Source organism: Streptacidiphilus sp. MAP12-33, from assembly GCF_041261265.1.
Classification (GTDB): domain Bacteria; phylum Actinomycetota; class Actinomycetes; order Streptomycetales; family Streptomycetaceae; genus Streptacidiphilus.
Genome location: NZ_JBGCCA010000039.1, coordinates 1 through 12,636, shown reverse-complemented (window position 1 = coordinate 12,636; position 12,636 = coordinate 1). Strand labels below are relative to the sequence as shown.

11 protein-coding genes and 3 tRNA genes are annotated in these 12,636 nt (G+C 70.7%); 7 read left to right on the top strand and 7 right to left on the bottom strand.

The window, feature by feature from the left end:
• The first annotated feature begins 130 nt into the window (after positions 1–130).
• A complete protein-coding gene (locus ABH931_RS31825) occupies positions 131–1,258 on the top strand; it encodes a Glu/Leu/Phe/Val dehydrogenase dimerization domain-containing protein (RefSeq protein ID WP_370121057.1) in 1,128 nt (375 codons plus the stop codon).
• 353 nt (positions 1,259–1,611) lie between these two features.
• Positions 1,612–1,863 (top strand): DUF3073 domain-containing protein, encoded by a 252-nt coding sequence (locus ABH931_RS31820; RefSeq protein ID WP_370121054.1) that lies wholly within the window; start codon positions 1,612–1,614, stop codon positions 1,861–1,863.
• A gap of 281 nt (positions 1,864–2,144) precedes the next feature.
• On the opposite strand, the gene purM is transcribed toward ABH931_RS31820, so the two are convergent.
• The 3 genes from purM to ABH931_RS31805 form a co-directional block, all read right to left on the bottom strand.
• Complete coding sequence (gene purM / locus ABH931_RS31815; protein WP_370121051.1) at positions 2,145–3,221, bottom strand: phosphoribosylformylglycinamidine cyclo-ligase; 1,077 nt, start codon at positions 3,219–3,221, stop codon at positions 2,145–2,147.
• Positions 3,222–3,314: 93 nt separating this feature from the next.
• Positions 3,315–4,892, bottom strand: coding sequence for an amidophosphoribosyltransferase (purF, locus tag ABH931_RS31810; RefSeq protein WP_370121048.1), 1,578 nt, complete (start codon positions 4,890–4,892; stop codon positions 3,315–3,317).
• A gap of 101 nt (positions 4,893–4,993) precedes the next feature.
• Entirely contained in the window at positions 4,994–5,785 is a 792-nt protein-coding gene (locus ABH931_RS31805; protein ID WP_370121045.1) for a sterol carrier family protein, read from the bottom strand.
• A 473-nt stretch (positions 5,786–6,258) separates the two neighbouring features.
• On the opposite strand from ABH931_RS31805, the gene ABH931_RS31800 reads away from it, so the two are divergent.
• Positions 6,259–7,188 carry a DMT family transporter gene (locus ABH931_RS31800; RefSeq protein WP_370121042.1) on the top strand — a complete coding sequence of 310 codons (930 nt, stop codon included), beginning with the start codon at positions 6,259–6,261 and terminating at the stop codon, positions 7,186–7,188.
• Here the strand turns inward: ABH931_RS31800 and ABH931_RS31795 are convergent.
• The 4 genes from ABH931_RS31795 to purS all read right to left on the bottom strand — a co-directional run bounded on the left by ABH931_RS31795 (position 7,175) and on the right by purS (position 11,328).
• The gene (locus tag ABH931_RS31795) at positions 7,175–8,065 is read right to left on the bottom strand and encodes an RNA polymerase sigma-70 factor (protein WP_370121039.1); all 891 of its coding nucleotides are present in this window, start codon (positions 8,063–8,065) and stop codon (positions 7,175–7,177) included. The genes ABH931_RS31800 and ABH931_RS31795 overlap by 14 nt on opposite strands.
• Positions 8,066–8,147: 82 nt before the next feature.
• Entirely contained in the window at positions 8,148–10,403 is a 2,256-nt protein-coding gene (purL, locus tag ABH931_RS31790) for a phosphoribosylformylglycinamidine synthase subunit PurL (RefSeq protein WP_370121036.1), read from the bottom strand.
• Positions 10,400–11,080 (bottom strand): phosphoribosylformylglycinamidine synthase subunit PurQ, encoded by a 681-nt coding sequence (gene purQ / locus ABH931_RS31785; protein ID WP_111503152.1) that lies wholly within the window; start codon positions 11,078–11,080, stop codon positions 10,400–10,402. Before purQ ends, purL begins: the two co-directional genes overlap by 4 nt.
• On the bottom strand, positions 11,077–11,328 hold the full coding sequence (purS, locus tag ABH931_RS31780) for a phosphoribosylformylglycinamidine synthase subunit PurS (protein ID WP_042453769.1): 252 nt from the start codon (positions 11,326–11,328) through the stop codon (positions 11,077–11,079). Before purS ends, purQ begins: the two co-directional genes overlap by 4 nt.
• A gap of 341 nt (positions 11,329–11,669) precedes the next feature.
• On the opposite strand from purS, the gene ABH931_RS31775 reads away from it, so the two are divergent.
• The 4 genes from ABH931_RS31775 (at position 11,670) to ABH931_RS31760 (ending at position 12,493) form a co-directional block, all read left to right on the top strand.
• Positions 11,670–11,993: an Lsr2 family protein gene (locus tag ABH931_RS31775; RefSeq protein ID WP_370121032.1), complete on the top strand. Its 324-nt coding sequence runs from the start codon at positions 11,670–11,672 to the stop codon at positions 11,991–11,993.
• Between the two features lie 158 nt (positions 11,994–12,151).
• A tRNA-Gly gene (locus ABH931_RS31770) sits at positions 12,152–12,223 on the top strand.
• 97 nt (positions 12,224–12,320) lie between these two features.
• Positions 12,321–12,393 (top strand) — tRNA-Gly (locus ABH931_RS31765).
• Positions 12,394–12,417: 24 nt separating this feature from the next.
• Positions 12,418–12,493 (top strand) — tRNA-Gly (locus ABH931_RS31760).
• Positions 12,494–12,636: the final 143 nt, after the last annotated feature.

Genomic DNA, 12,636 nt, shown 5'->3' with positions numbered 1-12,636 from the left:
TCGCGGGGGCCGCACGCCGGCCGGTCCGCCTGCTGGACCCCGTACCGCGCACCCCCGGGGCGGACCTACGCTTCACCCAGAACGTCCGCACCACAGCCCGCGGACACACGTCGACAATGGAGTCACCACCGTGACCGATGTCAGTGAGCGTTCCGGCGTACTCAGCCGGATCTTCGCGACAGATCCCAACGCGGCGCCCGGCGACAGCCATGAGCAGGTCGTCCTGTGCCACGACCGCGACACCGGCCTGAAGGCCGTCATCGCGATCCACTCCACCGCCCTGGGCCCCGCCCTCGGCGGAACCCGGTTCCACCCCTACGCGACCGAGGAGGAGGCCGTCCAGGACGCCCTCAACCTGTCGCGCGGCATGTCCTACAAGAACGCGATGGCCGGGCTCGACCTCGGCGGCGGCAAGGCCGTCATCATCGGCGACCCGACGAAGATCAAGACCGAGGCGCTGCTGCGCGCCTACGGCCGCTTCGTGCAGTCCCTCGGCGGCCGCTACGTCACGGCCTGCGACGTGGGCACCTACGTCGCCGACATGGACGTGATCGCCCGCGAGTGCGACTTCGTGACCGGCCGCTCCCCCGAGTACGGCGGCGCGGGCGACTCCTCCGTGCTCACCTCCTTCGGCGTCTTCCAGGGCATGCGCGCCGCCGCGCAGCACAAGTGGGGCTCCCCCTCGCTGCGGGGCCGCCGCGTCGGCGTCGCCGGCATCGGCAAGGTCGGCCACTACCTGGTCGAGCACCTGATCGAGGACGGCGCCCAGGTCGTGGTGACCGACGTGCGCGAGGACGCCGTCAACCGCGTGCGCGCCGCACACCCGGGCGTCGAGGTCGTCGCCGACACCGACGCGCTGATCCGCGCGAACCTGGACGTCTACGCCCCCTGCGCGCTCGGTGGCGCTCTCAACGACGAGACCGTCCCCGCGCTGACCGCGAAGATCGTCGCCGGCGCCGCCAACAACCAGCTGGCGCACCCGGGCGTGGAGAAGGACCTGGCCGACCGCGGCATCCTCTACGCACCCGACTACGTGATCAACGCCGGCGGCGTGATCCAGGTCGCGGACGAGATCGAGGGCTTCAACTTCGACCGCGCCAAGGCCAAGGCCTCGAAGATCTTCGACACCACCCTGGAGATCTTCGCCCTCGCGGACTCGGACGGCGTCCCGCCGGCCGTCGCCGCGGACCGCCTCGCCGAGCGCCGGATGGCCGAGGTCGGCCGCCTCCGGACGATCCTCCTGCCGCGCTCGCGCTAGGACCGAGGGCTCCATGGGGTACCCCCGGACGGGAACGGCGTTCTCACCTGACGCCCCCGTCCGGGGGATACCCCTTGCCCGTACGGGGGATAATCGTGTCGGAACGGTCACTTGGGACGCGCGGTCGACACTGGCTTCCAAGCCCCTTCTTGCGGCCTTGACCTGCATCAATATGGTCACAACCTGGGGTGGCATGCGCCACGTCGCACAGGCGGCGTACCGTACGGCGCTGGAAGCAGGTACCGTTGTTGCTCTAAGGACCGGCTCTCTCATCTTCCGCGAGGAGCCGTTCCGAATCATGAACGCGTGACAAGACTCGGAGCCAAGGGCTCCGTCGTTGAGGGGGTCGAGCCATGGGGCGCGGCCGGGCCAAGGCCAAGCAGACAAAGGTCGCCCGCCAGCTGAAGTACAACAGCGGCGGCTTCGACGCGTCACGCCTGGCTAATGAGCTGGGCGTGTCGGATCCGAGCGACACGGTCAATCCGGAGCCGTTCGAGGACGACGAGGACGAGGACGACGATCCTTACGCCTCGTACGCACAGCTGTACAACGACGTGGACGACGACGAGGACGTGGACGAGAGCCCCTCGCGCAAACGCGCCTGACGTCACCACACCCTGAAAACGACGAAGCCGATCCAGCGAAGCTGGGTCGGCCCTTCGTCGTTTCTGTCTTCAGGGGCGCGAGGCCCTGCCGATATGCGGCTCCTCCCCCAGCCTTCGGCCGGGAGGTGCCCGAGGTGCCCCCTGCGTGAGCGCGAGAAACCACCGGCGTGCGGATGGTCCTCATCGGACAGAGCCATCCGCACGTCAGTGGTTTCTCGCGCTCACGCGGAGGAGCCGCGTATCGGCAGGGCCTCGCGCCCCTGAGGTCGTGCAGCTGAAGGTCAGGCGTAGGAGCCGTACAGCGCGGCGCCGTCAGCCTTGGCGTAGTCGCCTGTGCGGTCGACGATGTCACCGAGGATCCAGGCCTCGACGTCGCGGTCCTCCAGGACCGCCAGGACGGCGTCCACGGACTCCTGCGGGACGACCGCGACCATGCCGATGCCCATGTTGAGCGTCTTCTCGATCTCCAGCGTCTGCATCCGGCCCACCTCGGCCACCGTCTGGAAGACCGGCATCGGCGTCCACGTGCCGCGGTCCAGGCGCGCGTGCAGGTGGCTCGGGATGACGCGGGCCAGGTTGGCCGCCAGGCCGCCACCCGTGACGTGGGAGAAGGCGTGGATCTCGGTCGCCCGCGCGAGCGCCAGGCAGTCCAGGGAGTAGATCCGCGTCGGCTCCAGCAGCTCCTCGCCCAGGGTCCGGCCGAACTCCGGGACGTCCCGGTCCAGCGCCCAGCCGGCCTGGTTCAGCAGCACGTGCCGGACCAGCGAGTAGCCGTTGGAGTGCAGACCCGACGCCGCCATCGCGATGACCACGTCGCCCGCGCGCACCCGCTCCGCGCCCAGCAGCTGGTCCGCCTCGACGACGCCCGTGCCGGCGCCCGCCACGTCGTACTCGTCCGGGCCGAGCAGGCCCGGGTGCTCGGCGGTCTCGCCGCCGACGAGCGCGCAGCCGGCCAGGGCGCAGCCCTCGGCGATGCCCTTGACGATCTGGGCGACCCGCTCCGGGTGGACCTTGCCGACGCAGATGTAGTCCGTCATGAACAGCGGCTCGGCGCCACAGACGACCAGGTCGTCGACGACCATGCCGACCAGGTCGTGGCCGATGGTGTCGTGCTTGTCCATCGCCGCGGCGAGCGCGACCTTGGTGCCGACACCGTCGGTGGCCGTGGCCAGCAGCGGGCGGTCGTAGCGCTTGAAGGCGCTCGCGTCGAAGAGCCCGGCGAAGCCGCCGAGGCCGCCGACGACCTCGGGGCGGGTGGCCTTGGCCACCCACTTCTTCATCATCTCGACGGCCAGGTCCCCGGCCTCGATGGAGACGCCGGCGGCGGCGTAGGTGGCACCGGTGGACTGGTCAGACACGGGACGGCCCTTTCGGGTCACGGGAGGTACGGCGCGAAGCGCCTCGAACAAGGGTGGCGGTGGGCGACGGGCTGGCTGGTGAAATCAAGGGGCTCACGGACGCCGGAGGGCGTCCGCCGCGCCGGGGCCGCCGAGCAGCGACTGCACGCCGTCGACGTCCGAGCGGTTGCCGCCGCGCACGGCCGGGGGCTGCTTGGCGGCGGAGATCTCCGCCTCCAGCAGGTGCTTGCCCAGCAGCTCCGGGTCGGGGAGCTCGACGGGGTACTCCCCGTCGAAGCAGGCCCGGCAGAGCCGGTCCTTGGGCTGGGCGGTGGCGGCGATCATGCCGTCGATGGTGATGTAGGCGAGCGAGTCGGCGCCGAGCGAGGCAGCGATCTCGTCGGCCGACAGCCCGTTGGCGATCAGCTCCGCGCGGGTGGCGAAGTCGATGCCGTAGAAGCAGGGCCACTTGACCGGCGGCGAGGAGATCCGGATGTGGACCTCGGCCGCGCCGGCCTCGCGCAGCATGCGGACCAGCGCGCGCTGGGTGTTGCCGCGGACGATCGAGTCGTCGACGACGACGAGCCGCTTGCCGCGGATGACGTCCTTCAGCGGGTTCAGCTTGAGCCGGATGCCGAGCTGGCGGATCGTCTGGTTGGGCTGGATGAAGGTCCGGCCCACGTAGGCGTTCTTGACCAGGCCGGAGCCGAACGGGATGCCGGAGGCCTCCGCGTAGCCGATCGCGGCCGGGGTGCCGGACTCCGGGGTCGCTATCACCAGGTCGGCCTCGACCGGGGCCTCACGGGCCAGCGTGCGGCCCATCTCCACGCGGGAGAGGTGCACGTTGCGGCCGGCGATGGTGGTGTCCGGACGGGCCAGGTAGACGTACTCGAAGACGCAGCCCTTGGGCGCGGCCTCGGCGAAGCGGGAGGTACGCAGGCCGTTCTCGTCGACGGCGATGAGCTCGCCCGGCTCGACCTCGCGGATGAAGGAGGCGCCGACGATGTCGAGGGCGGCGGTCTCCGACGCGACGACCCAGCCGCGCTCCAGGCGGCCCAGCACCAGCGGGCGGATGCCCTGCGGGTCACGGGCGGCGTAGAGGGTCTGCTCGTCCATGAAGACCAGCGAGAACGCACCGCGCACCTTGGGCAGGACCTGGCGGGCCGTCTCCTCGATGGAGAGGTCCGGCTGGCCCGCGAGCAGCGCGGTGAGCAGGTCGGTGTCGTTGGTGACGGCCGCGCGGCCGGAGCGGGAGACGTGCTCCTCCCCGGGCAGCTCGGCGACCATCTGGGCCAGCTCGGCGGTGTTGACCAGGTTGCCGTTGTGACCGAGGGCGAGGCTGCCGCTGGCGGTCGCGCGGAAGGTCGGCTGCGCGTTCTCCCACACCGAGGAACCGGTGGTGGAGTAGCGGCAGTGGCCGACCGCGATGTGGCCCTGGAGGGAGTTGAGGGAGGTCTCGTCGAAGACCTGCGAGACCAGGCCCATGTCCTTGTAGACCAGGATCTGGGAGCCGTTGCTCACCGCGATCCCCGCGGACTCCTGTCCACGGTGCTGCAGGGCGTAGAGAGCGAAGTAAGTGAGCTTGGATACCTCTTCGCCGGGGGCCCAGACTCCGAAGACGCCGCAGGCGTCCTGCGGGCCCTTCTCGCCGGGGAGGAGGTCATGGCTGAGTCGTCCGTCACCGCGTGGCACGTCATCGAGTCTAGGGCAGGTGGACACGCCGGGCCGACCGGTGAAGATCGCCTTCCGCTGGGAGCGGTCCCGGGGGCAGGGTGGACGCGCGTAGATCCGCCTCAGGCCATCACAGGCAGTAGCGAGGACAGATCACTGCGCTCACCACTGGCCGTGAGTTCCGCCACGTCCAGCACATCCGCCCAGGTCAGACGGCCGGTCGCGAGGCGGATCCAGGGCAGCGGCGAGGTCTCCACCACGTTCGGCGGCGTGCCGCGGGTGTGCCGCGGCCCCTCGACACACTGGACCACCGCGAACGGCGGGATCCGCAGCTCGACGGAGCCGCCTGGCGCCTTGGCGGCGAGGGCGTCGGCGAGGACGCGGACCGCGGAGGCGAGGGCGTGCCGGTCGTGCGGGAAGGCGTCGAGCTTCAGCGCGTCCGCGAGGTCGTCGGCGTGGACGACGGTCTCGACGAGACGGGTGACCAGGTAGTCGTCGAGCAGCATGGCGCCCCGGCGGTGGACGATCCGCGCCTGTGGGCCGAGGTCGGCGTCCAGCACCGCCAGGGCCGCGCCCACGGCCGCCGCGAACGCCACCCGCGGATCACCCGCGGCCCCGGCGCGTTCGAACGCGTCCTCCTCGATCGCGGTGGCGGAGCCGGCGGTCCCGGCGGCCCAGTCCCCGATCGTGGACGCGGAGCGTCCGTCGTCGGGCGCGGCGAGGAACCGCGGCAGCGCGTCCAGCGCGCCGGCCACGTGCAGGACGAGCTCCCGCACCCGCCAACCGCCGAGGCGGGTGGGCAGCTCGAGCTGCGCGTCGTCCAGCCCGGCCACCACCTCCCCGAGCGCCCGCGCCTGCACACGCAGCGCGGCACGGGACTTGAGACGGTCGTAGGTACGGGCACGGGACGGCATGCCAGGCACTCTAGGGCTTCGCTCCCGCAGGACGTCGCACTGTCCGGGGGCGCGAGGCTGTGGCGATGTGCGGCTCCGCCGGTGGGCGCGAACAACCCACCCGAGGCGGATGGCCCTGTCCGATGAGGACCATCCGCACGCCGGAGGGGGCACCTCCCGGCCGAAGGCTGGGGGATTCTCGCGCCCACCCAGGGGCCACCTCAGGGGCACCTCCCGGCCGAAGGCTGGGGGAGGAGCCGCACATCGGCACAGCCTCACACCCCCGGCGAGGTGCAACCACCTGCGGGAGGAGCGAATACCACCGCTCACGCCCCCGGGGAGGCGCAGCGACCTGCGGGAGCGAATACCACCGCTCGCGCCCCCGGGGAGGCGCAGCGAGCTGCGGGAGCGAATCCTCACGTTGGCGGGATGTCAGTAGTGTCATGGCGGTTTACCGCTTGTCCCCACCCTGTGGACGCGGGAACCCTGGAGCTGTGACCACGGAAAGCACCACCCCGCCCCTCGCCTCCGACTCCCCCGCCGTCTCCCCCGTCGCCGCCAGGCCCGCGCGGCTCGCCGCCCTCGCGGCGGGTGTCACCGTCGTGCTGTGGGCCTCCGCCTTCGTCGGGATCCGGTCCGCCGGGCACGATCTCTCGGCCGGGCCGTTGGCGCTGCTCCGGCTCGCCGTCGGGACGGTCCTGCTCGGGGCGATGGTGCTGGTGCGGCGTGAGGCGTGGCCGTCCCGCAGGGACCTGCCGCGGATCGTGATCGTCGGGGTGCTCTGGTTCGGCGCGTACAACGTGATGCTGAACGCCGCCGAGCAGCGGGTCGACGCCGGCACGGCGTCGATGCTGGTGAACGTGAGCCCGATCCTGATCGCGGTCATCGCGGGGATCGTGCTGCGCGAGGGGCTGCCGAAGTCGCTGCTCCTCGGCATGGCGGTGTCCTTCGCCGGTGTGCTGGTCATCGGCTTCGGCTCGGCGCGGCACGGGCACACGGACTGGCTGGGCGCGGGCCTCTGCTTCGGCTCGGCCGTGGCCTACGCGACCGCGACGATCGTCCAGAAGCCCGCGCTCAGCCGGGTATCCGCGCTGCAGATGACCTTCCTGGCCTGCGCCGTCGGCATGCTCGCCTGCCTGCCGTACGCGCCGCAGCTGGTCCACGAGATGCCGAAGGCACACACCTCCGCCCTCGCCTGGGCCGTCTACCTCGGCGCGGTGCCGACCGCGATCGCGTTCACCACCTGGGCCTACGCGCTGGCCCGCACGAACGCGGGCCGGCTCGGCGTGACCACCTATCTGGTGCCGCCGATCTCGATCCTGCTGGGCTGGCTGATGCTCGGCGAGACGCCGACCTGGGTGGCGGTCGGCGGCGGCGTGCTCTGCCTCGGCGGCGTGGCGGTGGCCCGCTTCACGAAGCGGTAGGCGCCTGCGGCGCGGTGACGCGCCGCAGCTTGTCCGGGTTGCGGACCAGGCGGATCTCCGCGATCGCGCCGGACTCGTCCAGCTCCATGGTCACCACGTCGTCGGCCACCCCGGCCGAGGTGAACAGCAGGCCGAACCGGCCGTTGACGTCGACCTGGTGGATCGCGAGATCCGGGATCGGGGTCTGCAGCACGCCGAGGATCCAGCGGGCCACCTTGTCCGCGCCGTGCAGCGGGCGCAGCGCCGCGCGGACCTTGCCGCCGCCGTCGGACCATGCGGTGACCTCGGGGGCGAGCAGCTCCATCATCCGGTTCAGGTCGCCGCCGACGCAGGCCGCCAGGAACTCCTCCGTCACCGCCTTCCGCTGGGTGACGGGGGCGTCGTAGCGGGGACGCCGCTCCTGCACGTGCGAGCGGGCGCGGCTGCCGACCTGACGGACCGCTGCCTCGGAGCGGTCCAGCATGCCGCCGATCTCGGCGTAGGAGAACCCGAAGACCTCCTTGAGCAGGAAGACCGCCCGCTCCAGCGGCGACAGCGTCTCCAGCACCACGAGCATCGCCAGCGAGACCGTCTCCGCCTGCTCGACGTCGCCGCTGGCGTCGGGCGCGGTCACCAGTGGCTCGGGGAGCCACGGCCCGACGTAGGACTCACGCTGCACGGCGGCCGACTGGAGCTTGTTGAGCGAGAGGTTGGTGACGGTCCGTGCGAGGTAGGCGCGGGGCCTCTCGACCCGGTCGAGATCGACCGAGCTCCACTTCAGCCAGGCGTCCTGCACGATGTCCTCGGCGTCGGCGACGCTGCTGAGCATGCGGTAGGCGATACCGAAGAGCGTGGGACGGTGCTCCTCGAAGGTCGTCAGAACGGCGCTGTCGGTCACGCCTTCGACGTTACCCGCGCCGAACGTGCCGCGGGCCCGACCGCAGGTGATGCGGCCGGGCCCGTGGCGGTTCTCGCACCCGTCAGGCGAGCAGCGCCTCGATCACGCCGGTGTTCGCCTCACGCAGCTCGGCGAGCGGCAGCGTGAACTGGCCCTGGAGCTCGACGACATCGCCGTCGACGACACCGATGCGGGTGGCCGGGAGACCCCGGACGCCGCACATCTCGGTGAAGCGGAGCTCCTCGCTGCGCGGCACGGAGACGATCGCGCGGCCGGCCGACTCGGAGAAGAGGAACACGAAGGGGTCCAGACCGTCCGGGACGATCAGACGCAGGCCCTGGCCGCCCTTGAGCGCGCTCTCGACCGCGGCCTGGATCAGGCCGCCGTCGGAGAGGTCGTGCGCCGCGTCGATCATGCCGTCGCGCGAGGCGGCGATCAGGATCTCGGCGAGCAGCTTCTCGCGGTCGAGGTCCAGCTTCGGCGGCAGGCCGCCGAGGTGGTCGTGGGCCACCTGCGCCCACGCCGAACCGCCGAGCTCGTCCTCGGTGGTGCCGAGGAGGTAGACCAGCTGGCCCTCCTCCGCGAACGCCATCGGGGTGCGGCGGGTGACGTCGTCGATCACACCGAGCACGGCCACGACCGGCGTGGGGTGGATCGCCTGCGTGCCCGTCTGGTTGTAGAGCGAGACGTTGCCGCCGGTGACCGGGGTGCCGAGCTCCAGGCAGCCGTCGGCGAGACCACGGGTGGCCTCGGCGAACTGCCACATGACCTCCGGGTCCTCCGGGGAGCCGAAGTTGAGGCAGTCGGAGACGGCCAGCGGCTTGGCGCCGGTCGCGGCGACGTTGCGGTAGGCCTCCGCCAGCGCCAGCTGCGAACCGGTGTACGGGTCGAGCTTGGTGTAGCGGCCGTTGCCGTCCGTGGCGATCGCGACGCCCAGGTTGGTGGACTCGTCGACGCGGATCATGCCGGAGTCCTCCGGCATGGCCAGCACGGTGTTGCCGAGCACGAAGCGGTCGTACTGGCTGGTGATCCAGCTCTTGTCGGCCTGGTTGACCGAGCCGACCAGCGCGACCACGGCCGCGCGCAGCTCGTCGCCCGTGGCCGGACGCGCGAGGCGCTCGGCGGTCGGGGCGTCGGCCTGAAGGGCGTCCTGCCAGGACGGGCGGTGGTACGGGCGCTCGTAGACCGGGCCGTCGTGGGCGACGGTGCGCGGGTCCACGTCGACGATCTTCTCGCCGTGCCAGAAGATCTCCAGGCGGTCGCCGTCGGTGACCTCACCGATGACGGTCGCGGTGACGTCCCACTTCTCGCAGATCGCGAGGAACGCCTCGATCTTCTCGGGCTCGACGACGGCGCACATGCGCTCCTGCGACTCGCTCATGAGGATCTCCTCAGGAGTGAGCGTGTTGTCGCGCAGCGGGACGTCGTCCAGGTCGCAGCGCATGCCGCCGGAGCCGTTGGAGGCGAGCTCGCTGGTCGCGCAGGACAGACCGGCCGCACCGAGGTCCTGGATGCCGACGACGAGCTTCGCCCGGAAGGCCTCCAGGGTGCACTCGATCAGCAGCTTCTCCTGGAACGGGTCGCCGACCTGGACCGCGGGACGCTTGGTGGGCGTGCCGCCCTCGAAGGTCTCCGAGGCCAGGATCGAGGCGCCGCCGATGCCGTCGCCGCCGGTGCGGGCACCGTAGAGGACGACCTTGTTGCCGGCGCCGGACGCCTTGGCCAGGTGGATGTCCTCGTGCTTCATGACGCCCACAGCGAGGGCGTTCACCAGCGGGTTGCCCTGGTAGCAGGCGTCGAAGACGACCTCGCCGCCGATGTTCGGCAGGCCCAGGCAGTTGCCGTAGCCGCCGATGCCGGCCACGACGCCGGGCAGCACGCGCTTGGTGTCCGGGTGGTCCGGCGCGCCGAAGCGCAGCGGGTCCATCACGGCGACCGGGCGGGCGCCCATCGAGATGATGTCGCGGACGATGCCGCCGACGCCGGTGGCCGCGCCCTGGTAGGGCTCGACGTACGACGGGTGGTTGTGCGACTCGATCTTGAAGGTGACCGCGTAGCCCTGGCCCACGTCGACGACGCCGGCGTTCTCGCCGATGCCGACGAGCATGGCGTCGGACTGCGGGGCCTTCTCACCGAACTGGCGCAGGTGCACCTTGCTCGACTTGTAGGAGCAGTGCTCGGACCACATCACCGAGTACATGGCCAGCTCGGCGCCGGTGGGACGACGCCCCAGGATCTCGCGGATCTTGAGGTACTCGTCCTCCTTGAGACCCAGCGCGGCCCAGGGGAGCGCGACGTCGGGGGTCTCGGAGGCGTTCTTGACGGTGTCGAGAGTCATGCGTTCACCAGTCGCTTGAGAATCGAGGTGAAGAAGCCGGTGCCGTCCGTGCCGCCGGTGCCGATGAGCGGCTCCACGGCGTGCTCGGGATGCGGCATCAGGCCGACGACGTTGCCCGCGGCGTTGGTGATGCCGGCGATGTCGTCGATCGAGCCGTTCGGGTTGCCGTCCAGGTAGCGGAAGACGACCCGGCCCTCGGCCTCCAGCTCGTCGATGGTGCGGCGGTCCGCGGTGAACCGGCCGTCCATGTTCTTGAGCGGGATCATGATCTCCTGGCCCTGCGCGTAGTCGCTGGTCCAGGCGGTCGTGTTGTTCTCGACCCGCAGCTTCTGGTCCTTGCAGACGAAGTGCAGGTGGTTGTTGCGCAGCATGGCGCCCGGGAGCAGGTGCGACTCGGTCAGCACCTGGAAGCCGTTGCAGATCCCGAGGACCGGCATCCCGCCCTTGGCCTGCTCGATGATCGTCTCCATCACCGGCGAGAACCGGGAGATGGCACCGGCACGCAGGTAGTCGCCGTAGGAGAAGCCGCCCGGCAGCACCACGGCGTCGACCTGGTGCAGGTCCTTGTCGCGGTGCCAGAGCGCGACCGGCTCGGCGCCGGCCAGCTTCACGGCGCGCAGCGCGTCACGGTCGTCGAGACTGCCGGGGAAGGTGACGACGCCTACGCGGGCGGTCACTGCCCCTCCTCGACGCGGACCACGAAGTCCTCGATCACGGTGTTGGCGAGGAAGGTCTCGGCTGCCTGGTGGATGCGGGCGAGCGCGGCCTCGTCGACCGGACCCTCCACCTCGAGCTCGAAACGCTTGCCCTGCCGGACGTCGGCGATGCCCTCGAAGCCCAGACGCGGCAGTGCGCGCTGCACCGCCTGGCCCTGCGGGTCGAGGATCTCGGGCTTGAGCATGACGTCGACCACGACGCGTGCCACGGGTACTCCCGGTGATAAGTGGTGCGGGGAGTTCCCAGCCTACCGGGGCGAAAATGCGATCTTGGAGACTCATCCAGCGTGACGCGCGTAGAACAGCGGATCGTGCGGAGGTTCACACAAGGCGGGCTCCCGGGGTCCGACTCCTCGCCTCGGCGACACGCCTGCCGAAAATGCACGATTCTGAGGTTTCGCACCGGTATCGACGCGGTACCGAAACGACACGAAAATAGAAGCAGAAAAACTTGCCTCTTCGATTCCGGGGGGTCGGCGGGGCAGAATGGCTGCGCCGGTCGCGACCAGCACCTGCGGTCGCACGGCAAAGCCCGAGAGGATTGGCTCCCATGGCTCAGCGCGTTGTGGTCACGCTCTCCGACGATCTGGACGGAGGAACCGCCGAGGAAACGGTCTCCTTCGGTCTCGACGGAAAGTCGTACGAGATCGACCTGTCCGCCGAGAACGCGGAAAAACTCCGTACCGCGCTCGCTCCCTATGTGCAGGCGGGGCGCAAGCAGGCCCGCGGCGCCCTGAAGGCGGCCCCGCGCCGCACCGAGATCGCGCCCGACCCGGCGACCGTCCGCGCGTGGGCGCAGTCGCGCGGAATCGACCTGCCGGCCCGCGGCCGCCTGCCGAAGCACGTCTACGAGGCGTTCGCGCAGGCGAGCTGAGAACTCCCCGACCCTCACTTCCCCGATTGCGACTTTCGGGACAATACGGACATACCGCCCCGCCGTGGTGATCACGGCCCGCGAGATGGGCTAATGTTCTTCTCAGCGGAACGCACCGCGGACGGCGCCGAAAGGCGCAGGTCAGCGGGGCGGCTCTCGCAGGTGTAGCTCAGTAGCAGAGCGTCCCTCTTCCAGGGGGAAGGCACAGTGTGCGATCCCTGTCACCTGCTCTCATCCGTTCTACTTCACCAAAAGGGTGGCGAAAGCCCCCTCGGGGATGGGGTAGAGTGGAGGACACACCGAGGCCCACGGGTCCCGGGTGTAACTGCGGACGTGGCTCAGTTGGTAGAGCATCACCTTGCCAAGGTGAGGGTCGCGAGTTCGAATCTCGTCGTCCGCTCTCAATCTCACAACCTCATATCGTGCGGACGTGGCTCAGTTGGTAGAGCATCACCTTGCCAAGGTGAGGGTCGCGAGTTCGAATCTCGTCGTCCGCTCCAGCAAAGAAGGGCACCTCGAATGAGGTGCCCTTCTTGCATTGCCTCACAGTGCACGCCCGAGGTGGGGGGGGGCGGGGGGGCCCCCCCCCCCGGGGGGGGCGCCCGGCGGGGCCGGGGGGGGGGGCGGTCGCCGCGGGGTGGGA

Coding starts and splice junctions, on each gene's coding strand:
- ABH931_RS31820 (WP_370121054.1), top strand. CDS start 1,612: ATGGGGCGCGGCCGGGCCAAGGCCAAGCAGACAAAGGTCGCCCGCCAG.
- ABH931_RS31805 (WP_370121045.1), bottom strand. CDS start 5,785: ATGCCGTCCCGTGCCCGTACCTACGACCGTCTCAAGTCCCGTGCCGCG.
- purL (WP_370121036.1), bottom strand. CDS start 10,403: ATGACTCTCGACACCGTCAAGAACGCCTCCGAGACCCCCGACGTCGCG.
- ABH931_RS31775 (WP_370121032.1), top strand. CDS start 11,670: ATGGCTCAGCGCGTTGTGGTCACGCTCTCCGACGATCTGGACGGAGGA.